At 71.5% G+C, this 20,612-nt stretch carries 20 protein-coding genes; 5 read left to right on the top strand and 15 right to left on the bottom strand.

The features are described 5' to 3' along the window. Nucleotides 1-29 precede the first annotated feature (29 nt). Nucleotides 30-1,394 (bottom strand): FAD-binding oxidoreductase, encoded by a 1,365-nt coding sequence (locus tag JOM49_RS32005; RefSeq protein WP_209667900.1) that lies wholly within the window; start codon nt 1,392-1,394, stop codon nt 30-32. A gap of 141 nt (nt 1,395-1,535) precedes the next feature. Here JOM49_RS32005 and JOM49_RS32000 point away from each other — a divergent pair, with 141 nt between their 5' ends. Both JOM49_RS32000 and JOM49_RS31995 read left to right on the top strand, forming a co-directional pair. After that, the gene (locus JOM49_RS32000; RefSeq protein WP_209667899.1) at nt 1,536-2,216 is read left to right on the top strand and encodes a TetR/AcrR family transcriptional regulator; all 681 of its coding nucleotides are present in this window, start codon (nt 1,536-1,538) and stop codon (nt 2,214-2,216) included. Nucleotides 2,217-2,248: 32 nt separating this feature from the next. Continuing rightward, nucleotides 2,249-3,445 (top strand): cytochrome P450, encoded by a 1,197-nt coding sequence (locus JOM49_RS31995; protein ID WP_209667898.1) that lies wholly within the window; start codon nt 2,249-2,251, stop codon nt 3,443-3,445. Here JOM49_RS31995 and JOM49_RS31990 read toward each other — a convergent pair. Both JOM49_RS31990 and JOM49_RS31985 read right to left on the bottom strand, forming a co-directional pair. Beyond that, complete coding sequence (locus JOM49_RS31990) at nt 3,438-3,620, bottom strand: hypothetical protein (protein WP_209667897.1); 183 nt, start codon at nt 3,618-3,620, stop codon at nt 3,438-3,440. The two genes, JOM49_RS31995 and JOM49_RS31990, sit on opposite strands and share 8 nt — an antisense overlap. 14 nt (nt 3,621-3,634) lie before the next feature. After that, nucleotides 3,635-3,982: a DoxX family protein gene (locus tag JOM49_RS31985; protein ID WP_209667896.1), complete on the bottom strand. Its 348-nt coding sequence runs from the start codon at nt 3,980-3,982 to the stop codon at nt 3,635-3,637. 143 nt (nt 3,983-4,125) lie between these two features. On the opposite strand from JOM49_RS31985, the gene JOM49_RS31980 reads away from it, so the two are divergent. After that, a complete protein-coding gene (locus JOM49_RS31980; RefSeq protein WP_209667895.1) occupies nt 4,126-5,520 on the top strand; it encodes a neutral zinc metallopeptidase in 1,395 nt (464 codons plus the stop codon). Here JOM49_RS31980 and JOM49_RS31975 read toward each other — a convergent pair. The 11 genes from JOM49_RS31975 to pucL form a co-directional block, all read right to left on the bottom strand. Continuing rightward, nucleotides 5,511-6,611: a glycerate kinase gene (locus tag JOM49_RS31975; RefSeq protein ID WP_209667894.1), complete on the bottom strand. Its 1,101-nt coding sequence runs from the start codon at nt 6,609-6,611 to the stop codon at nt 5,511-5,513. The two genes, JOM49_RS31980 and JOM49_RS31975, sit on opposite strands and share 10 nt — an antisense overlap. Continuing rightward, nucleotides 6,608-8,305, bottom strand: a complete 1,698-nt coding sequence (gcl, locus tag JOM49_RS31970; RefSeq protein WP_209667893.1) for a glyoxylate carboligase — start codon at nt 8,303-8,305, stop codon at nt 6,608-6,610. Before gcl ends, JOM49_RS31975 begins: the two co-directional genes overlap by 4 nt. Before the next feature lie 2 nt (nt 8,306-8,307). Next, complete coding sequence (locus tag JOM49_RS31965) at nt 8,308-9,192, bottom strand: 2-hydroxy-3-oxopropionate reductase (RefSeq protein ID WP_209667892.1); 885 nt, start codon at nt 9,190-9,192, stop codon at nt 8,308-8,310. Next, on the bottom strand, nt 9,185-10,021 hold the full coding sequence (locus JOM49_RS31960) for a hydroxypyruvate isomerase family protein (RefSeq protein ID WP_209667891.1): 837 nt from the start codon (nt 10,019-10,021) through the stop codon (nt 9,185-9,187). The genes JOM49_RS31965 and JOM49_RS31960 overlap by 8 nt, the downstream gene beginning before the upstream one ends. After that, nucleotides 10,018-10,407, bottom strand: coding sequence for an allophanate hydrolase-related protein (locus JOM49_RS31955; protein WP_209667890.1), 390 nt, complete (start codon nt 10,405-10,407; stop codon nt 10,018-10,020). The genes JOM49_RS31960 and JOM49_RS31955 overlap by 4 nt, the downstream gene beginning before the upstream one ends. A gap of 11 nt (nt 10,408-10,418) precedes the next feature. Further along, complete coding sequence (locus JOM49_RS31950) at nt 10,419-11,864, bottom strand: NCS2 family permease (protein WP_209667889.1); 1,446 nt, start codon at nt 11,862-11,864, stop codon at nt 10,419-10,421. A 74-nt stretch (nt 11,865-11,938) separates the two neighbouring features. Continuing rightward, the gene (locus JOM49_RS31945) at nt 11,939-12,421 is read right to left on the bottom strand and encodes a nucleoside deaminase (protein WP_209667888.1); all 483 of its coding nucleotides are present in this window, start codon (nt 12,419-12,421) and stop codon (nt 11,939-11,941) included. Nucleotides 12,422-12,434: 13 nt separating this feature from the next. Then, nucleotides 12,435-14,738, bottom strand: coding sequence for a xanthine dehydrogenase subunit D (gene pucD, locus JOM49_RS31940; RefSeq protein ID WP_209667887.1), 2,304 nt, complete (start codon nt 14,736-14,738; stop codon nt 12,435-12,437). Beyond that, complete coding sequence (locus tag JOM49_RS31935) at nt 14,735-15,211, bottom strand: (2Fe-2S)-binding protein (protein WP_209667886.1); 477 nt, start codon at nt 15,209-15,211, stop codon at nt 14,735-14,737. The genes pucD and JOM49_RS31935 overlap by 4 nt, the downstream gene beginning before the upstream one ends. Continuing rightward, complete coding sequence (locus JOM49_RS31930; RefSeq protein WP_209667885.1) at nt 15,202-16,086, bottom strand: FAD binding domain-containing protein; 885 nt, start codon at nt 16,084-16,086, stop codon at nt 15,202-15,204. The genes JOM49_RS31935 and JOM49_RS31930 overlap by 10 nt, the downstream gene beginning before the upstream one ends. A gap of 13 nt (nt 16,087-16,099) precedes the next feature. Further along, nucleotides 16,100-16,951 carry a factor-independent urate hydroxylase gene (gene pucL, locus JOM49_RS31925; RefSeq protein ID WP_209667884.1) on the bottom strand — a complete coding sequence of 284 codons (852 nt, stop codon included), beginning with the start codon at nt 16,949-16,951 and terminating at the stop codon, nt 16,100-16,102. A 187-nt stretch (nt 16,952-17,138) separates the two neighbouring features. Between pucL and JOM49_RS31920 the strand changes: the two genes are divergently transcribed. Next, the gene (locus tag JOM49_RS31920; RefSeq protein ID WP_209667883.1) at nt 17,139-18,683 is read left to right on the top strand and encodes a PucR family transcriptional regulator; all 1,545 of its coding nucleotides are present in this window, start codon (nt 17,139-17,141) and stop codon (nt 18,681-18,683) included. On the opposite strand, the gene JOM49_RS31915 is transcribed toward JOM49_RS31920, so the two are convergent. Further along, the gene (locus JOM49_RS31915) at nt 18,664-20,058 is read right to left on the bottom strand and encodes a serine hydrolase domain-containing protein (protein WP_209667882.1); all 1,395 of its coding nucleotides are present in this window, start codon (nt 20,056-20,058) and stop codon (nt 18,664-18,666) included. The genes JOM49_RS31920 and JOM49_RS31915 overlap by 20 nt on opposite strands. 99 nt (nt 20,059-20,157) lie before the next feature. On the opposite strand from JOM49_RS31915, the gene JOM49_RS31910 reads away from it, so the two are divergent. After that, nucleotides 20,158-20,607: a hypothetical protein gene (locus JOM49_RS31910; protein WP_209667881.1), complete on the top strand. Its 450-nt coding sequence runs from the start codon at nt 20,158-20,160 to the stop codon at nt 20,605-20,607. Nucleotides 20,608-20,612: the final 5 nt, after the last annotated feature.

Below are 20,612 nucleotides of genomic sequence, written 5' to 3'. Positions count from 1 at the left end.
CTAGCGGTGCGCACCGACAATCCGGCGCGTCAGGCGAAAACCCGTCCTGGATTGAGGATCCCGCGCGGGTCGAGGCTCGCCTTGAGCTGCCGGTGCGTCCACAGTGCCGCGTCGTCCAGCTCGCGCGCGAGCCAGTCGCGTTTGAGCACACCGACGCCGTGCTCGCCGGTGATCGTGCCGCCCAGCCGCAGCCCGAGGTCCATCACCGCGGCGAACGCGGCCTGCGCGGCGGCGACCTGCCGCGGGTCGGTGTCGTCGAAGATGACCGAGGGGTGCATGTTCCCGTCGCCCGCGTGCCCCGCGCAGGTGATCCGCACGCCGTGCTCGGCGGCGATCCCGTCGAGCCCGTCGACGAGCTCGGCGAGCCTGCCGCGCGGCACGCACACGTCGTCGACGAGGCTGGTGCCGAGCGCTTCGTGCGCCGGGCCGACCAGGCGCCGCGCCTGCATCAGCAACTCGCCCTCGGCCGGGTCGTCGGCCACCACCACCTCGTCGGCCTTGCAGTCGAGCGCGGCACGTTCGAAGGCGGCCAGTTCGTCCGCGGCGGCGGCCCCGGCGTCGGACTGGGCGATCAGCACCCCGCCGACGTCCGGCGGGAAACCCAGGTCCACCAAGGCGGACACGGCCCGCACGGTCTCGGCGTCCATGAACTCCAGCACCGAGGGCCGGTGCCCGTCACCGAGGTAGGCGGCCACCGCGCGGCAGGCGTCGGCCGGGCCGGGGAAGAACGCGACGGCGGTCAGCGGGCGCCGCGCGGCGGGCCGCAGCGCGAGGGTGATCTCGGTGATCACGCCGAGCGTGCCCTCCGAACCGACGAACAGGCTGGTCAGGTCGTACCCGGCGACGCCCTTCGCGGTGCGGCGGCCGGTGCGCATCACCCGCCCGTCGGCCAGCACGACCTGGAGCCCGCGCACGAAGTCCCCGGTGACGCCGTACTTCACGCAGCACATGCCCCCGGCGTTGGTGGCCACGTTGCCGCCGATCGTGGAGATCTCCATCGACCCCGGATCGGGCGGGTAGTACAGGCCGCGCTCGGCCACCGCCGCGGCCAGCCTGCCGTTGAGCACCCCCGGCCGGACCACGGCGAGCTGCTCGGGCACGTCGATCTCGACGATCTCGTCCATCTTCTCCAGGCACAGCAGCACGCAGCCGTCGAGCGCGTTCGCCGCGCCGGACAGCCCGGTCCGCGCGCCCTGCGGCACCACCGGGACCTCGTGCTCGTAGGCCCAGCGCAGCGCCACGGAAACCTCTTCGGTGCTCCGCGCGCGCACCAGGACCGCCGGTTCCCCGCTGGGGCAGAAGGAAGCCCGGTCGTGGCGGTAGGCGGCGAGCACGTCCGGGTCGTCGACCGCGGCCTCGGGCAGGAGCCGGACCAGCGGGTGGGCAGTGACCACGGGGACCTCCGGAGTGGTGGGCGTCTTCCCATTCTCCGGCAACTGGGGTCAACCCCTTGCCGCGCGGGCGCCGAGGGGCCTACATTGCCGTCATGACCGGATGACCAGATTTGAACTTCTGGTCAAAACAGAGAGGTTGACGTGCGAGGACGGGCAGATCGCATTCTGGACGCGGCGGGTGCGCTGCTGCTGAGGCACGGGTACTCGAAGCTGACCATCGGCGACATCGCGGAGAAGGCCGGTGTCGGCAAGGGCACCGTCTACCTGCACTGGCGCGCCAAGCAGGACCTGTTCGAAGCGCTGTTCATGCGCGAGTCGATCATCGTGATCGACGAACTGCTGGACGGGCTGCGGGCCGACCCCGGCCTCATCACCCCGCACCGCTTCTACGCGCGGGTGTTCGAGGTGACCACCGAGCGGCCGCTGGTCGCCGCGGTGGTCCTGCAGGACACCGAACTGCTCGGCAAGCTCGCCGACAGCTCGCTGCGCAGCCACAAACTGCTCGCCGGCGAACGCGGGTTCGAGCTGATGGTGCGTTACGGGCTGCTGCGCGGTGACCTGCCGGGCATCCAGTTCGCGCTGCAGGCCACGCTCAGCGGGTACTTCCTCTACGACTCGCTGGACCTGGCGACCGGCGCCGGGCTGGACCTGGCGACCAGGTCGCGGCTGCTGGCGCACACCATCCGGACCGCGTTCGAGCCCCCAGAGGCTGACCACGCAGAAGCGGTTCGCGTCGAGCCGGCCGCGGCCGAGTTCGTCGCGTTGTACGGCGACCTCGCCGACACCTACCGGAAGTCGATCTACTCGAGCGACCCCGGTTGAGCGGATTCACCACAGGAGAAGGGGATTTCGTCATGACCCGAACAGCAGGCACGCAGCTCGCGGACCGGTGGGGGATCAACCCCGAGCAGTTCTGGCTGCGGGACCGGCTGCCCGAGCGGCCCGTGACCTACGACGAGCAGAAGGGCATGTGGAACGTCTACGGCTACCAAGAAGTCGTGCGGGTGCTGAGCGACCCGGCGACGTACTCCTCGGACACCGCGCGCCTGCTGCCGGAGCGCTCGGAGTTCACCGAGGGCAGCATCATCTCGCTGGACCCGCCGCAGCACCAGAAACTGCGGAAGCTGGTCAGTCACGCGTTCACGCCGAAGGTGATCGCCGACCTGGAGCCGCGGATCGCGGCGCTGACCCACGAACTGCTGGACGACGCGGGCGAGCGCATCGACCTGGTCTCCCAGTTGGCCTATCCGCTGCCGGTGATCGTGATCGCCGAACTGCTCGGGGTGCCCGCCGAGGACCGGAACCTGTTCAAGGAGTGGGTGGACAAGCTGCTGGAGCGCTCCGGCCAGTTCTCGCTGGTGGAACAGAGCGAAGAGCAGGACAAGCAGATGGAGGCCGCGCTGGAGCAGCTCGGCCACCTGTCCGACTACCTGGGCGAGCACGCCGCCGAACGACGGCGGCACCCGCGTGAGGACCTGCTCAGCAAGCTGGTCCAGGCCGAGGTGGACGGGAACAAGCTGACCGACCGCGAGGTGGTCAACTTCGCCAACGTGCTGCTGATCGCCGGGCACATCACCACCACGATGCTGCTCGGCAACACCGTGCTCTGCCTGGACGAGTACCCGGAGCAGAAGGCGAAGGTGCTCGCCGACCGCGGCCTGGTGCCCGGCGCGATCGAGGAGTCGCTGCGCTTCCTCAGCCCGTTCGCCACCACCGCGCGGGTCACCAACACCGAGGTGGAACTGGGCGGCACCACCGTCGGCGCGGACCAGATGATGCTGGTGTGGCTGGCCGCGGCGAACCGGGACCCGGCGCACTTCACCGAGCCGGGCGTGTTCGACGTGACCCGGGAGCCCAACACGCAGATCGCCTTCGGCCGCGGCATCCATTTCTGCCTCGGCGCGCCACTGGCCCGGCTGGAGGGCCGGGTGGCGCTGAACATCCTGCTCGACCGGTTCCCCGGGCTGCGCACGGATCCGGCGCACGCCCCGGAGTTCATCCCGGCGCCGACGATGACCGGCGTGCGCCGGCTTCCCCTGGTGCTCAAGTAGTTCCGGGTCCCCGCCGGACGCTCCACCGGAACTCGCCGGTGCACACCACGGTGCCGCTTCCGTCGGTGATCTCGCTCGTGGTGCTCAGGCGGATCTTCGCCGTGGTGCCGTCGAACTCGGCTTCGCCGCGGGCCGCCGCGATCAGCGCGGCGAGCCCGGCGGCGTCGAGCAGCACCCCGCCCGCGAACCTCAGAGGGCGATCAGCACCGCGGTCGCGGCCGAGGTCAGGGTGAGCAGGGCCGGGGGCAGGATGTGGGCGGGCGCGTCCTTCGCGCGGACGTGGTAGTACACCGCCCCGAGCATCAGGACGGTGAGGCCGATCGCCGCGGCCAGGCCGATCGGGGTCCAGAACAGGCCGATGATCAGGCCCGCCGCCGCGGCGACTTCCAGCGCGCCGATGAGCCGGCTCAGGTTCTGCGAGTACCCGAGCTGCTCGGCGGACTTCTTCATCGCGTCCACGTTGGCCAGCTTCGCCAGGCCGGAGCCCAGGAACACCGCGGCGAGCAGGATGGACAGCACAACGACGACGGTCGACACGGCACGCTCCACACCTGGGGGTTGCTCGGGCGGTGCCCACCGTAGCGCGGGCGCACTGGCAGGGCTACCAGTGATCCGGATCACAAGGCAGTCCTCGAACCGCGTCCGGCCGGGTTCCGTGTGCCCTGGCAGGAGGTGGAGCCATGCGGCGCACCGGAATCGCCTTCGCGCTCCTGGCCGTGCTGCTGGCCGGGTGCACCGTGCCGATCGAAGGGAAGGCACGGCGGGAGGACCCGGCCGCGGTCGTCGGACTCGGCGTCACGGACGGCCCGAGCGGGCTCAAGCCGGGCGCCCCGCCCGCGAACCTGAAGGTCGACGGCAGCGACGGCGGGGAGATCGACGCCCTCGCCACCGCCGCGGTGGCCGACGTGGAGCGGTACTGGGCCGCGCGGCTGCCGGAGACCTTCGGGCAGGAGTACGTCCCGGTCATCCGGCTCCTGTCCTACGACTCCGGCGAACCCGGTCCGGAGGTGTGCGGATCCACCACCGAGGGCCTGGTGAACGCCTTCTACTGCGGTGGCGTACCGGACGTGGTCGCCTGGGACCGCGGCGAACTGCTGCCGGAACTGCGGGATTCCTTCGGCCCGGTGGCGGTGCTGACCGTGCTGGCGCACGAACTCGGCCACGCGGTGCAGTTCCGGCTCGGCGTGGCCGAGCGGACACCGACCATCGTCAAGGAGCAGCAGGCCGACTGCTACACCGGCGCCTACTTCCGCTGGGTCGCCGAAGGGGACTCACCGGCGTTCCGGATCACCACCGGCGAAGGGCTCAACCAGGCGCTGTCCACCCTGTTCCTGATCCGCGATTCGGCCGAGGTCACCTTCGACGCCGAAGGGGCGCACGGCAACGCCTTCGACCGCGTGTCCGCCTTCCAGATCGGCTTCACCGACGGACCGGCCCGCTGCGCCCGGATCGACACGGCCGAGATCGAAGCCCGCAGCACCCAGCGCGAGTCCGCGTCCACCGCTTCCGGCGAGCCGAACCTGCGCCTGGACAGCCGCGAGGCGCAGGAGGACCTGGCCGCGAGCCTGCGCCAGGCGTTCGACCAGACCCGCTCGGCCCCGGCGCTGACCACCGGCGCGACGCTGTGCGAGCCGACCGGCAGCCCCGCGGCCTTCTGCTCGGCGTCCAACCAGGTCGGGCTGAACCTGCCCGAACTGGTGCGGATCGGCACGCCGCCGCGGCGCGGGCGTCCCGGCGGGCTCGGTGACTTCGCCGCTTTCGCCGAGGTCGCCTCCCGGTACACGCTGTCGGTCCAGCAGGAGGCAGGGCACCTGCTCGAAGGCCCGGTGGCGGCCCAGCGGACCGCCTGCCTGACCGGGTTCTGGGCGTCCACCCTGAGTTCCGCGGCGGACGTGCCGTTGCGCCTGTCACCCGGTGACCTGGACGAGGCGGTCGCCGAAATGCTCGCCCCGGCCAGCCTGATCGCCGCCGACGCGCGCGGGGAGGCGCTGCCCGCCGGATTCGCCAGGGTAGCCGCCTTCCGCGACGGGTTCGGCGCCGCCGAAGCCCGCGTCTGCTCGGTGACCTACCCCTGAAGGTGGTCCCGTGCCAGGCGCGCGGCCTGCCGCCGGAGCAGTTCGGCGGCGTTCGACATCGACCGGTCCGGGTTCGGTTCGAGGTCGGTGAGGGCGTAGGCGGCCCGGAATCCGGCGTCCGCGAGTTGCGCGGGGGAGAGCAGGCACCGTCCGGCGACCGCGAGCACCGGAACGTCCCCGGCGGCCCGGGCGACGCCTGAAGGTGCCTTGCCGTGCAAGGTCTGCTCGTCCAGCGAACCTTCACCGGTGATCACCAACCGGGCGCCGCAGACCGCGTCAGCGAACCCGAGCAGGTCCAGCACCACCTCGATACCCGGGCGCATTCTGGCGCCCAGCAGGGAAAGCGCGGCGAATCCGACCCCACCCGCGGCACCCGCGCCGGGTGCGTCCACGTACTCGGCGCCGACGAAGGATGCCCATCTGCTCAGCGCCCGCTCCAGCAGTTCGACCTGCTCCGGGGTGGCTCCTTTCTGCGGCCCGTACACCGCGGCCGCACCCCTCGGCCCCAGCAACGGGTTGTCCACGTCGCCCGCCAGCTCGAACTCCACTTCGGACAGACGCGGGTCCACACCGGACAGATCGAGCCGGTCGAGGTCCAGCAGGGCCGCCCCGCCGGGTGGCAGCTCCCTGCCCTGGGCGTCGAGCAGGCGAGCGCCCAGTGCGGACAGCAGGCCCGCACCGCCGTCGGTGCAAGCGCTGCCGCCGACGCCGAGCACCACCCGGCGGCGTCCCGCCCGTAAAGCCGCCGCGATCAGCTCCCCGGTGCCCGCGCTGGTTGCGCTCAAGGGAATCGGCCCGCCGGGTAACCGGTGCAGGCCCGACGCCTCGGCCAATTCCACCACCGCGGTGTCGTCCCGCAACGCCAGCGAAGCGCGGACCGGCTGCCCGGCGGGGCCGGTCACCACCGTGCGCACCCGGCGGAAACCGGCCGACACCACCGCGTCGACCGTGCCTTCCCCGCCGTCGGCGACCGGCAGCGACCGGACCGGGATTTCCGGGCACACCCCGGAAATCCCGGCGGCCACGGCTGCGGCCACCTCAGCGGCGGTCAGCGAGCCCTTGAATTTATCCGGCGCGATCAGCACCGTCATGGCAGCGGCTCGAACTCCCTGACCGCGTCGATCGCCGGGCCGTGCGGGGTGTTCGCCTCCCGTTCGATCATGATCTCCACCAGGACCGGCCGCGAGGTGGCCACGGCCTCCTTGCGCGCCCATTCGATGGTGTCGCGGATGTCGCCCGGTTCGACCACGCGGCGCCCGGCGCAGCCGTAGGCCTCCATCACCTTGACGTTGTCCGTGCCGTACTCGTCGTAGTGGATGTCCACCTGGTAGTTCATCTCGTACGGGATGGACGCCTGGCGGATCAGCCCGAGGTACTCGTTGTTGATCATGATCAGCACGAACGGCACGTGGTACTGCGCGGCCACGGCCAGTTCCTCGACCAGGTACTGGAACCCGTAGTCGCCGACGATGCCGACCACCTCGGCGTCCGGGGCCGCCTTCTTGACGCCGATCGCCGCCGGGATCTCCCAGCCGAGCGGCCCGGCCTGGCCGCAGATCTGGTACCGGCGCGGCCGGTACGCCTTCTGGTGCTGCCCGCCCCAGATCTGGTAGAGCCCGATCGCGGTGACGAAGTAGGTGTCCTCGTCGAAGACCTCGTTGATCTCCTTGTACACCCGCGGTGCCTTGATCGGCGTGGTCTCGAAGTCCTCGCGGCGGCCCAGCGTCGCCTTCAGTTCGGCGACGCGGGACACCCAGCCACCCGCCGGCCGGGCCGCGTCGCGGGCCTTGGCCGTGCGCAACAACGCCCGCAGGAACAGTTTCGCGTCGGACACCACGCCGAGGTCCGGCGGGAACACCTTGCCCAGCTGCGTCGGCTCGATGTCCACGTGGATGAACTTGCGCTCCCCGCGGTAGACCTCGAGCGTGCCGGTGTGGCGGTCACCGAAGCGCGCGCCCACCGCGAGCACCGTGTCGGACTCCAGGAAGGACGCGTTGCCGTAGCGCTGCGAGGTCTGCACGCCGGTGGTGCCGGCGAACAGCGGGTGGTCCTCGTCGATCGCGCCCTTGCCCATCAGCGTGACCTGCACCGGGATGTTCAGGTACTCGGCCAGCTCACGGAGTTCGGCCGCGGCCTCGGCGATGATCACCCCGCCACCGGCCAGCAGCAGCGGCTTCTCCGCGGCCAGCAACAGCTCCAGCGCGCGCTCCACCCGCGGCTGGTGCGGGTGCACGGCTTCCACCGGCAGCGGCGCGTCGATCGAGGCGTCGTACTCGATCAGCTGCTGCGCGACGTCCACCGGGATGTCCACCAGCACCGGGCCCGGGCGGCCGGAGCGGGCGATCCGGAACGCCTCGCGGAAGATCCACGGCGCGGTGGCCGCCTCCTTGATCTGCACCGCCCACTTGGTCACCGGCTTGGCGATCTCGACGATGTCGACCGCCTGGAACGCCTCCTGGTGCAGTTTCGACGACGCCGCCTGCCCGGTCACGCAGAGGATCGGCACGGAGTCCGCCATCGCGGTGTACAGCCCGGTGATCATGTTCGTCCCGGCCGGGCCGGAGGTGCCGATCGCCAGGCCGACGCGGCCGTTGGTGCGGGCCCAGCCGTCGGCCATGTGCGTGGCGCCCTCCTCGTGGCGCACGGTCAGGTGCTCGATCCCGCCGCGCACCGCCATCGCCTTGTACAGCGGGAGGATCGCGGCGCCGGGGCAGCCGAACGCGGTGTCCACGCCCTCGGACTTGAGGACCTCGACCACCGCTTCCATCGCGGGCATTCTCGCCATTTTCAGTTCCCCTCTCGCCCGGACAGCCGCTCGACGACACTCAGCAGCGCGGAATGGTCGGAATCGCCGAGCCCCTGCGCGCGGGCGGCCTGCACCAGCGCGGCGACCTGGTGGCCGAACGGCAGCGACACCCCGGCCTGGCGGGCGGCGTCGAGCACGATGCCCATGTCCTTGTGGTGCAGGTCGATCCGGAAGCCCGGCCGGAAGTCACGCGCCAGCATGGATTCCCGCTTCAGCTCCAGGATCCGGCTCGCCGCGAGCCCGCCCGCCAGCACGTCGAGCCCGGCGCGGGCGTCCACACCGGACGCTTCCAGCAGCACGATCGCCTCGGCCACCAGTGCGTAGGTGCCGCCGACCACGAGCTGGTTGGCCGCCTTGACCACCTGGCCCGCGCCGTGCGGCCCGACCAGCGCGGCCACCTTGCCGACCGCGTCGAACACCGGCTTGGCGGCGTCGAAGTCGGCCCGGATGCCACCGGCCATGATGGACAGCACGGCGTTGACGGCCCCGGCTTCACCACCGGAGACCGGCGCGTCGAGCACGCGGACGCCCTGGTGGGCCCCGGCTTCGGCCACCTTCTGCGAGGTTTCCGGCTTGATCGTGCTGAAATCGATGAACAGGGTCCCCGGCTTGATCGTCTCGAACACGCCGCCTTCGCCGAGCACCACCGCTTCCACGTGCGGGTCGGCCGGGAGCATGGTGATGACGATCTCGGCGCCGTGGATCGCGTCGGCGATCGAGCCAGCCGCCTTGCCGCCGTCCTCGGCGAGCCTGGCCACCGCGGCGGCGTCGAGGTCGTAGCCGGTCACGGTGAACCCGGCACGCACGAGGTTGCGGGCCATCGGCGCGCCCATGATGCCGAGGCCGATGAATGCGAGGTCAGTCATGGAGTTCCTTCGTCGTGGGGGACAGCCAGCCGAAGCTGCCGGCGCTCGCGCCGGTGGGCTTGTACTCCAGGCCGACGTGGCCGGAGTAGCCGTTCGCGGCGAGCTTGCCGAGGTAGCCGCCCAGGTCGAGCGAGCCGGAGCCGGGTTCGCCCCGGCCGGGGGAGTCGGCGAGCTGCACGTGGCCGATCCGGCCGGTGTGCTCGGCGATGACCGCGTCGAGGTCGTCGCCGTTCACCGAGAGGTGGTAGAGGTCGGCCAGCAGGCGCAGGTTCCACCCGTGGTCCTCGCGCTGCACCCGGTCCAGCACGGCGAGCGCGTCGGCGGCGGTCCGCAGCGGGTAGGCCGGGACCCCGCTCACCGGTTCGACGACCACGACCGCGCCGAGCGCGTCGGCGGCGCGGGCCGCGACCGCCAGGTTCTCCGCCGCCAGTTCGTCCTGCGCGGCCGGGTCGACGCCGTCGATCCGATTGCCGTAGAGCGCGTTGAGCACCCGGCAGCCCAGTTCCTCGGCGATGCCGATCGCGATCGGCACGCTCGCCAGGAATTCGGCGGACCGCTCCGGCCACGAGAGAAGCCCGCGGTCACCGGCGGGCAGGTCGCCCGCGGCGAAGTTCAGCCCCGCCAGTTCGACACCGGCGTCGCGTACCGCGCGGACGAACCGGGTGACCTCGGCGTCGCCGGGGGTCGCGGAGTCGAACGGCCACCAGAACTCGACCGCGTCGAATCCCGCCGCTTTGGCCGCGGCCGGGCGTTCGAGCAGGGGGAGTTCGGTGAACAGGATCGAGAGGTTCACGTCGAGCCGGAGGCCGTCCGGCACGGAGATCGTCATGCTGCCCTTTCCCGGGCTTCGCGGTAGGCCCGCCAGTCACCGATCTCGGTGATGTCGCGGAGCTGGACGTGGGAGGTGTACGGGCGGCGCAGGAACATCGCGAACGCCGAGCTGCCGTCGGCCAGTTCGACGACCCCGAGCTCCAGTTCGTGGGGTTCGGACGGCAGCACGTGGTCGCGCAGCGCGTCCAGGCCGATGTCGTAGACCTCGCCCGCCACCGCCGCGCCGCCGTGCGACACGGGGAACAACGCCGGGCACTGGTCGCCGACCGAGTAGAACCGGTACTTCGGCGCGGTGGTGGTCGCGGTGACCAGTGGTGCGCCGCCGAGCAGGTGGTGCAGCGGTTCGCCGCGCATGGCGCCGCCGTTGAGGAACATCAGAGCCACAGCTCGCCTCCCTAGAAGAGTGCTTTGACGCCGTCGATGCCGAAGTAGACCGCGAAGACCAAGGCCAGCACGGTGAGCAGCCAGCCAGCTTCGCGCCAGCGGCCCTTGCAGGTCTTGATCACCACGAAGGCGATCAGCCCGGCGCCGACGCCGTTGGTGATCGAGTAGGTGAACGGGATCAGCGCCGCGGTGAGGAACACCGGGATCGTGTAGTCCGGTTCGTGCCAGGGGATGGTGCGGACCTGGGCCATCATCATGCCGCCGATGACCACCAGCGCCGGGGCCGCCGCCTGCGCCGGGACCACCCCGGCCAGCGGGGTGAACAGCAGGGTCAGGGCGAACAGCGCCCCGGTGACCACGCTGGCCAGGCCGGTCCGCGCGCCTTCGCCCACACCCGCCGCCGACTCCATGAACACCGTGTTCGGCGAGGAACCGGTGACCCCGCCCGCGACCGCTCCCGCGCCGTCCACCAGCAGGATGCGGCCCATCCCGGGCACCTTCCCGTTCTTCGACAGCCCGGCTTCGTCGGAGACGCTGGTGATGGTGCCCATCGCGTCGAAGAAACCGGACAGCACCAGGGTGAACAGGAAGATCGTCGCGGTCAGCGCGCCCGCCGAGACGAACCCGCCGAACAGGTCCACCTCGCCGAGCAGGCCGAAATCGGGGGCGGCGAACAGGTCGCTGGGCAGCGTCGGCTCGGTGCGGCCCCAGTCGCCGAGGCCGAACCCGTCGTGCAGCACGACCGCGGCCACGGTCGCCACGGCGATGCTGATCAGCACCGCCCCGGGCACCTTGCGCGTCACCAGCACCGCCATCAGCAGCAGGCCGAAGCAGAACACCGCGATCGGCCAGCCGTCGAGGTGCCCGGCCACGCCCAGTTGCAGCGGGACCGTGGTGCCCGCCGCGTCCGGGACGCGTGTGACGAACCCGGCGCTGACCAGGCCGACCAGCGCGATGTAGAGCCCGATGCCCACGGTGATCGCGGTTTTCAGCGGCATCGGGATGGCGTTGAGGATCCGTTCGCGGATCCCGCTGGCGGCCATCAGCACGATGCACAGGCCCTCCAGCACCACCAGCCCGAACGCCTGCGCCCAGGTCATCGCCGGCGCCATCTGGAAGGCGACGATGCCGTTGATGCCGAGCCCGGCGGCCAGCGCCAGCGGCGCGTTGCCGATCACGCCCATCAGCACGGTCATCACCGCGGCCGAGAGCGCGGTGGCCGTGGTCAGCTGGGCGGTGCTCAGCTTGGTGCCGGTGATGTCCGCCGAGGCACCGAGGATGAGCGGGTTGAGCAGCACGATGTAGGCCATCGCGACGAAGGTGGTCAGGCCGCCGCGCACCTCGCGGCCGACGGTGCTCTGCCTGCCGGAGATCTGGAAGTACCGGTCGAGCAGCGACCTGCGGGGTGGTTCGGGTTCGCCTTCGTGAACCCGGTCGTCGGGACGTGCCAGCGTCATCGGGGGCGTCCTCTCCCTTGCCGGTGGGTGTTCGGGACGTGGTTCCTGCGGTGCTCCGGTCAGCGTTCGTGCGCTCAGTAGTCGACGCGGTCCGGCTGGTCGAGCCAGGTCGCGAACGGGGTGAAACCGTCCTCTGTGGACACCTGGGTCACGGGTACGGACCAGGCGTCGCGAGGGGTGGAGAACAGCTCGTAGAAGGCGAGGTCGTCGAAACCGGCCTTCGCCGCGTCGTGCCGGTCGGCGGCGTAGACGATCCGGTCGACCCGGGCCCACAGCGCCGAGCTGAGGCACATCGGGCACGGTTCGCAGGACGAAACCAGCACGCAGCCGTCGAGTTTGAAGGTGCCGAGTGCCCGGCAGGCCGCGCGGATCGCGACGACCTCGGCGTGCGCGGTCGGGTCGAGGTCGGGGGTGACCCGGTTGACCCCGGTGGCGATGGTCTCGCCGTCGCGCACGATCAGCGCGCCGAACGGCCCGCCGCCTTCGGTGACGTTCTTCGCGGCCAGCCGCACGCATTCGGTGAGCCAGGCGGCTTCGCGGCTTTCGGTGGTGGTCATGGCTTCTCCTGGGTCAGGTTCCGGTGAGGTGTTCGGGCCGGATCGGCACGCGGGGCAGTTCGAGTCCGGTGGCCGCGCGGATGGCGTTCGCGATGGCCGGGGTGGCCGAGATGGTCGGCGGCTCGCCGACCCCGCGGACGCCGTAGGGCGCGTGCGGGTCGGCGCGTTCGAGCACGTCGATCCGCATCGGCGGCATGTCGAGCACGGTCGGGATGAGGTAGTCGGTGAACGAGGGGTTGCGTACTTTCCCGTCGCGGACCTGGATCTCCTCCATCACGGCCAGGCCGAGGCCCTGCGCCGAGCCGCCCTGGATCTGCGCGACGACGGCGTCGGGGTTCATCGCCTTGCCGACGTCCTGCGCGCAGTCCAGCTGCACGACCTTGACCAGGCCCAGTTCGGTGTCCACGTCGACCACCGCGCGGTGGGCGGAGAAGCCGTACTGGACGTGCGCGTCGCCCTGGCCGGTCTCCGGATCGAGCGGATGGGTCGGGCGGTGGTGGTACTCGCGCGTCTCCTCGATGGCGTCCTCACCGAGGATATCCGCCAGTGCGGCCAGGACTTCACCGTCGGAAGCCACGATTTTCCCGCCGGACAGGGCCATTCCTTCGGGCGATCGTCCGAGACGGCCCGCCGCGCGGGCGAAAACCCGCTCGGCCACCGCGCGGCACGCGTTGCGGACCGCGCCACCGGTGACGTAGGTCTGCCGCGACGCCGAACTGGAGCCGGCGTCGCCCACGCTGGTGTCCGCCGGGTGCACGGTCACCCGCGGCACGCCGAGTTCGGTGCGTGCGATCTGCTGCTGCACCGTGACCAGGCCCTGGCCGACCTCCGCCGCCGCGGTGTGCACCATCGCCACCGCTTCGCCGCCGAGCACCTCCAGGCGCACCCTCGCGGTCGAGTAGTCGTCGAGTCCTTCGGCGTAGGAGATGTTCTTGATGGTCACGCCGTACCCGATGCCGCGGACCACGCCTTCGCCGTGCGTGGTGTTCGACGTGCCACCGGGCAGGTTTCGGATGTCCACCGGCGAAGTGCGGTGCTCCGGCGGCAACGGCATGTCCCTGACCCGCTGCACGAGTTCGGCCACCGGCGCCGGGAAGTCGATGACCTGCCCGGTCACGTTCGCCGAGCCCTCGCTCATCGCGTTGCGGATGCGCAGTTCCGCCGGGTCCATGCCGAGCGCCGCCGCCAGCTTGTCCATTTGGGACTCGTAGGCATACGTCGGCTGCACCGCGCCGAGACCGCGCATCGCGCCGCAGGTCGGGTTGTTGCTGTAGACGCCCCAGCCCTCGATCCTCGCGTTGGGCACGTCGTACGGGCCGACGCTCAGCGTGGTCCCGTTGCCCACCACCACCGGGGTCTTCGAGGCGTAGGCACCACCGTCGAAGTACAGCCGGGCGCGGACGTAGACCAGGTCGCCGTCCTTCGTGGCCCCGTGCTCGTAGTACATCTTCGCCGGGTGCCGGTGCACGTGCCCGAAGAAGGACTCCTCGCGGTTGTAGACCATCTTCACCGGCTTGCCGGTGCGCAGGGCGAGCAGGCACGAGTGGATCTGCATCGAGAGGTCCTCGCGCCCGCCGAACGCACCGCCGACGCCGGACAGCGTCAGGCGCACCTTCTCCAGCGGCAGGCCCAGCGCCTTCGCGGTCTGGCGCTGATCCACGTGCAGCCACTGGGTGGCCAGGTAGAGGTCGACGCCGCCGTCCTCGGCGGGGACCGCCAGCCCGGACTCCGGCCCGAGGAAGGCCTGGTCCTGCATGCCGATCTCGTAGACCCCGGACACCACCACCTCGGCTTCGGCGTCCGGGTCCCCGCGCACGATCCGCTGGTAGCGCACCAGGTTCCCGTCCGGGTGCAGGTGCGGCAGCGTGTGGTCGTGCGCGGCCCGCTCGGGGTCGGTGATCGGCTCGAGCACCTCGTAGCCGACCTCGATCTCCTTGAGCGCCTGCCGCGCGATCTCCGGGTGGTCGGCCGCCAGGATCGCCACCGGCTCGCCCTGGTAGCGCACGCGGTCGGCGGCCAGCGCCGGTGTGTCCTGGTACTTGAGGCCGTAGACGTTCTCGCCGGGCACGTCCTCGTGCGTCAGCACCGCGTGCACGCCGGGCACGGCCAGTGCCGCGCTGGTGTCGATGCCGGTGATCAGGGCGTGCGGGTGCGGGCTGCGCAGGGTCGCGCCCCACAGCATGTCCTCGTGCCACAGGTCCGAGGAGTAGGCGAACTCGCCGCGGACCTTGAGCACGCCGTCGGGTCGCAGCGGGCTTTCGCCGATGCCACCGGTGATCGTGTCGTCGAGCGTCTGCGGGGAACGGGCGGGGTTCATTTGGCCACCTCGGCTTTCCGTGCGGCGGCGAGCCGGACGGCGTCCAGGATCTTCTCGTAACCGGTGCAGCGGCACAGGTTCCCGGCCAGCGCCTCCCGGATCTCCGCGTCGCCGGGCTCGCTGGTGCGCTCGATCAAATCGTGCGCGGCGACCAGCAACCCCGGTGTGCAGAAGCCGCACTGCACCGCTCCACACTCCACAAAGGACTCCTGAACCGGATCAAGGGCCTCGCCGTCGGCGAGTCCTTCCACCGTCCGTACCTCGCGGCCTTCGGCCTGCCCGGCCGCGACCAGGCAGGCACACGCCGGAACCCCGTCGAGGTAGACCGTGCACGAGCCGCATTCGCCCTGCTCGCAGGCGTTCTTCGAGCCGGGCAGGCCGAGCCGCTCACGCAGCAGGTAGAGCAGGCTCTCGCCTTCCCAGACGTGGTCGGCCTGCCGGTCCTCGCCGTTGACCGTGACGTTCACGCGCATGCCCGCCGGCTCCCTTCGAGGTAGTCCTGCCACGCCCAGCCCAGGGTCCGCCGCGCCATCACGGCCAGTGCGTGCTTGCGGTACGCGGCACTGCCGCGCACGTCGTCGATCGGGGACGCGGCCCGCGCGACCAGCTCGCCGAACCGGCGTTTCACCGAGTCCTCGAGCGCGCGCGGGGCGTGCCACAGGTTCCGGTCGGTCAATTCACCGGCCAGGAACTCCTCCGCCTCGGCCGCCCGGCGCGGGGTCGGGGCCGCCGAGCCGATACCGGTGCCGACCCGCTCGCGTTCCGGGTGCAGCGCGAGACCGAAGGCGCAGACCGCGATCACCATGGCGTTGCGGCTGCCGATCTTGCTGAACTGCTGCGGCCCGGTGGCCGGGGCCAGGTGCACCGCGGTGATCAGCTCGTCTTCGGCGAGCACGTTGCGCTTGACCCCGAGGTAGAAGTCCTTCACCGGCACCAGGCGCGCGCCGTGCACCGAGGCGATCTCCACCTCGGCGTCCGCGGCGAGCAGCGCGGGGTGCGAGTCACCGGCGGGGGAGGCCGCGCCGAGGTTGCCGCCCACGCTGCCGCGGTTGCGGATCTGCGGGGAGCCGACCGTGCGTGCCGCCATCGCCAGCCCGGGCAGGTCCGCGCCCAGTTCGGCGATGATCCGGGTGTACGGCACGCCCGCGCCGATCCGGACGCGTCCGTCCACACGGGAGTGTTCGTGCAGGTCGGGCACCCGGGTCAGGTCCAGCAGCGCGGCCGGGCGCCGGTGGTCGAAGTTCAGCTCGACCAGCACGTCGGTGCCGCCGGCGAGGGGGACCGCGTCCGGGTGTTCGGCCTTCGCCGCCAGTGCGTCGGCGAGCGTCAGCGGGCGCAGGAAGTCCATGGTGCTCGTCCTCTCAGGAATCGTCCCGCCGCACGGTGCCCTCGATCAGGCCGTACGGGCGGTCGGCGGCGTGGAACACCTCGCCGGGGTTGTCCAGGCCGAACGCCGACAGATCGGTGAGGAAGTGGTGCTTGTTCGGCAGGGACAGGCTGACCTCGGCGATCTCCGGCACGTTCTCCAGCACCCGGCTGCCCATCGCGTAGAGCGTCTGCTGCAGCGAGTAGCTGTAGGTCCCGCCGAACGCGTCGAGCAGGCTCGCGCGGGCGGTGTCGAAAGCCTTGCCCCAGTCCACCCCGTCGGCCGAGGCGAACCGCCAGGTCGCGGACACCGCGGTGGCGAGGATGCGGTCCCGCGTCTCGGGCAGGGTGGTGTACTCGTCGCGCGGGAAGCCCCAGAACTCCGAGTCGGTCGAGTTGAGCACGGTGAGGTCGGTCAGCCCGCCGGTGACCTCGGCCCGCTCGCCGTCGTAGGTGATCAGCGCGGTGCGCGTGCCCTCGCCGGAGCGGGCGAACGAATGGTGCGCGGGTTTGCCACCCACCTCCAGCCGGGCCCACGGGAAGCTCTCGATGCGCACCCGTGCCCGGTGGATCGACGGCTGCGAGTCGACGAACCGCCTGGCCAGGCGCAGGCCGTAGTCCTCGATCTCGCCGATGCCCTCCCTGGCGAAGGCGAACACCGTGTTCTTCTGCGTGTCGGTGGCCAGCACCTTGTCGTTCGCGCCAGTGAGGTGGGTGTCGATCATGTCGCCGGACAGCGAGACGCTCACGTTCAGATCGGTGATCCGGTGCCGTTCGCCGTCGCGGTCGATCCGGACCACGCGGTTCTCCGCCTTGCCGTACTGGTTCTCGCCGAGCACGATCGCCATGCCTGCTTCCTCCCGACTGCTGCCCGCCTGCTGGATGTGAAGCAGTACACAGTCCGGCCCGGCAACCGGGCCACGGGCGATCCGCCGAAACCCGCGGTGCCCCCCCGGCGTGGTTTTTGTGGTTACCTCCAAAGGCCCTTCACGTGCCGGTATGCGGTACTGGGGGCCGGAGGAAAGGGAGGTGCGGGTGCGACTCGGAGCCCTGCTGGACACGCCTGAGCTGGGACTGACCCTGCTCTACGGCCCCGACGCGCGCGAGCGCGAGTTCGCCCGCGTGTTCACCTCGACCCTGAGCGACCCCACCCGGTACCTCACCGGGGGCGAACTGGTGCTCTGCGGCATGCGGTGGCTGCCCGGCCCCGAGGACGCCGACGCGTTCGTCACCACGCTGACCGAGGCCGGGGTGGTCGCGCTCGGCGCCGGTACGGCCGAAGTGGACGGACCGGTGCCGCAGCACATGATCGACTCGTGCCGCCGCGTCGGCCTGCCGTTGTTCGAGGTGCCGGTGTCCGTCTCGTTCGCGACGGTGAGCGAGCGCGTCATCCTCGGCCTGGCCGCGGAACGGGCCGGGGCGGACGGCGGCGGGGGCCTCGACCGCCACCGGCGCCTGCTCGCCGCGGTGACCGCCGGTGGCGGCCTGCCCGCGCTCGTCGAGGCGGGCGCGGCCGAGCTGGGCGCGGACTGCTGGGTGCTCAGCGCCACCGGCCGGGTGATCGCCGGAACGGGGGATTCGCTCGGCGCGGAGCAGCGCGCGCAACTCGCCCGGCGCTACCTGCTGGGGGAGCGGCTGCCGCGGGCGGCAGGCGGGTTCACCATGCTTGCTTCGGCGAACAAGGCGGGCCACCGCATGGGCAGCTGGTTCGTGGTGGTGGCCGACGACCACGCGCGCTGGGAACCGGCGCAGCGGGAGGTCGCCGCCGAGTTCGCCGCGCTGGCCGGGCTCGAACGGTCCCGTTTGGACGATGCGAAGCGCATCGAGAACCGGGCCGCGGAACCGTTGCTGCGCCGGGTGTTGTCGGCGGAAGCCACGCAGGCGGACCTGGACTCGCGACTCGGGGCCGCCGGGTTTTCCGCCGAGGACCAGGTTCTGGTGCTTTCGGCGGGCGTGCAGGGTGGTGGCCCCGGCCTGGCGCCGGTGATCCTCGACGAGGTGCTTGCCCCGTTCGGCGGCCCGGCGCTGGTCGGTTCGCTCGACGCGGAGACGTTCGGTCTGCTGGCGGTCCGGGAGCCGGTGGACGGCCTGGTCGAGCGGATCCGCGAAGCCGTGCTCGTGGTGGAACCCGCTCTCGGCTCGGCCCGGCTGGCGGTCGGGATCGGCCGGGCGCCGGACGCGCAGGCCCTGCGCCCGACCGTGCAGGAAGCACGGCACGCCAGGAAACTCGCCGAACTGGCCCCGGGCCGCGCTTCGGTGGTCGCCGGGGACGAGGTCGCGTCACACCTGTTGTTGCTGGCCGCCGTCCCCGAGGAACTACGCCGGTCCTTCGGTGCCAAGGTACTCGGCCCGCTGTTGTCCTACGACGAAGCGCACGGCTCGGATCTGGTGCACACGGTGAAGGTGTTCCTGGAGAACTCCGGCTCCTGGACGCAGACCGCGGCCGAGTTGCACCTGCACGTCAACACCCTGCGGTACCGGGTCAGCCGGATCTCCGAGCTGACCGGCCGGGACCTGAGCCGCTTCTCCGACCGCGTGGACCTGTACCTGGCGGGCTGCTTCACCCGGGACTGGGGGTGACCGGGCCGACCCTGGGCGCCGCCCGCATGCCGAAGTAGACGTAGGGCGTGCCGTCGGGGAAGGTGCCGAAGACCAGCGGGAGCCAGGGCGCGCTGACCGGGCCCATCCCCGGCATGGCCAGTACGTTCGCGGACACCGGTACCAGGGCGGCTTCGATCGGCGGTGCGTAGCCCGCCATGCCGCCGAGCAGTTCGAACCGCAGGTACGGGCCGCCGTCGCGCTCGCCGACCGTCAGGCGCACGCCTTCGCGTTCGTACGTGCCCGCCAGCGGGGCCACGTCGATCGGCCGCGGTTCGGCCGGGGGAGCGAAGACCTCGGGCATCCGCACCCCGGCGAGTTCGCCGAGCAGTTCCCGGAACAGGTCGGTGAAGAAGCTGGTCGCCACCCCGCCGTTGGTCAGCAGCGCGGCCACGACCCCGCTGCCGGGCACGACCCGCAGGTACGAGAACTGCCCGCCCGAGGCGCCGTCGTGCCCGTAGCCGGGAACGCCGTCCCAGTCGTACAGCGCCCAGCCGTGACCCCACCCGGTCGCCATGAACGACCAGGTGTCCAGGCAACCGGCGACCTGCTGCCGCATCAGGGCCGCCGATCCGGCGGACAGCACACGTGTGCCGTCGGGCGCGACGCCGTCATCGAGGTGCATCCGGGCGAAGCGCACGACGTCGGCGGCGGTGATGAGGACCCGGCCGTACGGTCCGGCCGAGCGCGGCAGCATGTCCCACACCGGCGCCGGTTCCGGATCGGTGCCCAGCTCACCGAGGTGGCTCATGGCCACGCGGAACCGCAGCGCCTCCTCCGGCAGGGTCATCGACTGGTGGAGCCCCAGTGGCGTGAACAGCCGGTCGCGCAGGGCGTCGTCCCAGGTCTGGCCGGTGAGCACCTCGACGATCCGGCCGAGGAGCGCGTACCCGGTGCTGCAGTAGGAGATCACCGTGTCCGGCGGGCAGTCCTGGCCCACGTCGGCGCAGGCTTCGACGAACCGCGCGAGGCAGTCGTCACCGCGGCCGGTGTCCAGGGTGAAGTCCCCGGCGATCCCGCTGGTGTGGCTGAGCAGCCGGCCGATCGTCACGGTCCGCGCGACCTCGGCGTCGGCGACCGCGAAGCCCGGCAGCACGTCGGCGACCCTGGTGTCCAGCCGCAGTTCCCCGGCGTCGACCAGCTGCATCACCAGCGTCGCGGTGTACACCTTGGCCACCGAACCGGACTGGAACACCGAGTCCGTGGTCACCGCCACGCCGGTCCCGCGGTGCAGCACGCCGCCGGCCAGTTCGTGGAGTTCGCCGTCCACGAACACCGCCAGCGCCGCCCCCGGCACGTGGTGTTCGGTGCGCAGCGCGTCGAAGCGCTCCTGCCAGTGAGCGTGGTCGAACGGCATCTCGTCCCCCTTGGTCTTTTCCCAGTTCTAGCAGGGGAACGAACTCGCCCGCCGGTCACTGACAGAAGATGTCAGTGATGGGCGGGCAGCATCAGCGGCGTGAACGATTTCGACTTCCTGCTCGGGTCCTGGAACGTGGCCAACCGACGGCTCAGGACGGTCCTGTCCGGTGCCGGCGACTGGGTGGAGTTCCCGGGCACCAGCACCTCGCGGTCCCTTTTCGACGGTGGCGGGAACACCGACGAGATCCTCTTCCCGACCCTGGGCACCCGGGGGTTCACCCTCCGGTTGTTCGACGTCGAGCGGCAGGAATGGGCGCTCTACTGGTCCAACAGCCAGACCGGCCGCCTCTTCCCGCCGGTCTTCGGCACCTTCACCGACGGCCGCGGCGACTTCTACGGCGACGACGAGCACGAAGGCAGGCCGATCAGGGCGCACTACCTCTGGTCGGGCATCACCCCGGACTCGGCGCGCTGGGAACAGGAGTTCTCCGCCGACGGCGGCCGGACCTGGGAGTCCAACTGGGTCATGGAGTTCACCCGGGCCTGAGGGCG

This window comes from Amycolatopsis magusensis (genome assembly GCF_017875555.1).
Classification (GTDB): Bacteria; Actinomycetota; Actinomycetes; order Mycobacteriales; family Pseudonocardiaceae; genus Amycolatopsis; species Amycolatopsis magusensis.
The sequence above is the reverse complement of the archived record's forward strand: the minus strand, read 5'-3'. Positions and strand labels throughout refer to the sequence as shown.

Bases quoted from the DNA above. Each gene is read 5' to 3' on its own strand.
- JOM49_RS31995 (WP_209667898.1), top strand. From the start codon at position 2,249: ATGACCCGAACAGCAGGCACGCAGCTCGCGGACCGGTGGGGGATCAAC.
- JOM49_RS31980 (WP_209667895.1), top strand. From the start codon at position 4,126: ATGCGGCGCACCGGAATCGCCTTCGCGCTCCTGGCCGTGCTGCTGGCC.
- JOM49_RS31975 (WP_209667894.1), bottom strand. From the start codon at position 6,611: ATGACGGTGCTGATCGCGCCGGATAAATTCAAGGGCTCGCTGACCGCC.
- gcl (WP_209667893.1), bottom strand. From the start codon at position 8,305: ATGGCGAGAATGCCCGCGATGGAAGCGGTGGTCGAGGTCCTCAAGTCC.
- JOM49_RS31965 (WP_209667892.1), bottom strand. From the start codon at position 9,192: ATGACTGACCTCGCATTCATCGGCCTCGGCATCATGGGCGCGCCGATG.
- JOM49_RS31960 (WP_209667891.1), bottom strand. From the start codon at position 10,021: ATGACGATCTCCGTGCCGGACGGCCTCCGGCTCGACGTGAACCTCTCG.
- JOM49_RS31950 (WP_209667889.1), bottom strand. From the start codon at position 11,864: ATGACGCTGGCACGTCCCGACGACCGGGTTCACGAAGGCGAACCCGAA.
- JOM49_RS31945 (WP_209667888.1), bottom strand. From the start codon at position 12,421: ATGACCACCACCGAAAGCCGCGAAGCCGCCTGGCTCACCGAATGCGTG.
- pucD (WP_209667887.1), bottom strand. From the start codon at position 14,738: ATGAACCCCGCCCGTTCCCCGCAGACGCTCGACGACACGATCACCGGT.
- JOM49_RS31935 (WP_209667886.1), bottom strand. From the start codon at position 15,211: ATGCGCGTGAACGTCACGGTCAACGGCGAGGACCGGCAGGCCGACCAC.
- JOM49_RS31930 (WP_209667885.1), bottom strand. From the start codon at position 16,086: ATGGACTTCCTGCGCCCGCTGACGCTCGCCGACGCACTGGCGGCGAAG.
- pucL (WP_209667884.1), bottom strand. From the start codon at position 16,951: ATGGCGATCGTGCTCGGCGAGAACCAGTACGGCAAGGCGGAGAACCGC.
- JOM49_RS31915 (WP_209667882.1), bottom strand. From the start codon at position 20,058: ATGCCGTTCGACCACGCTCACTGGCAGGAGCGCTTCGACGCGCTGCGC.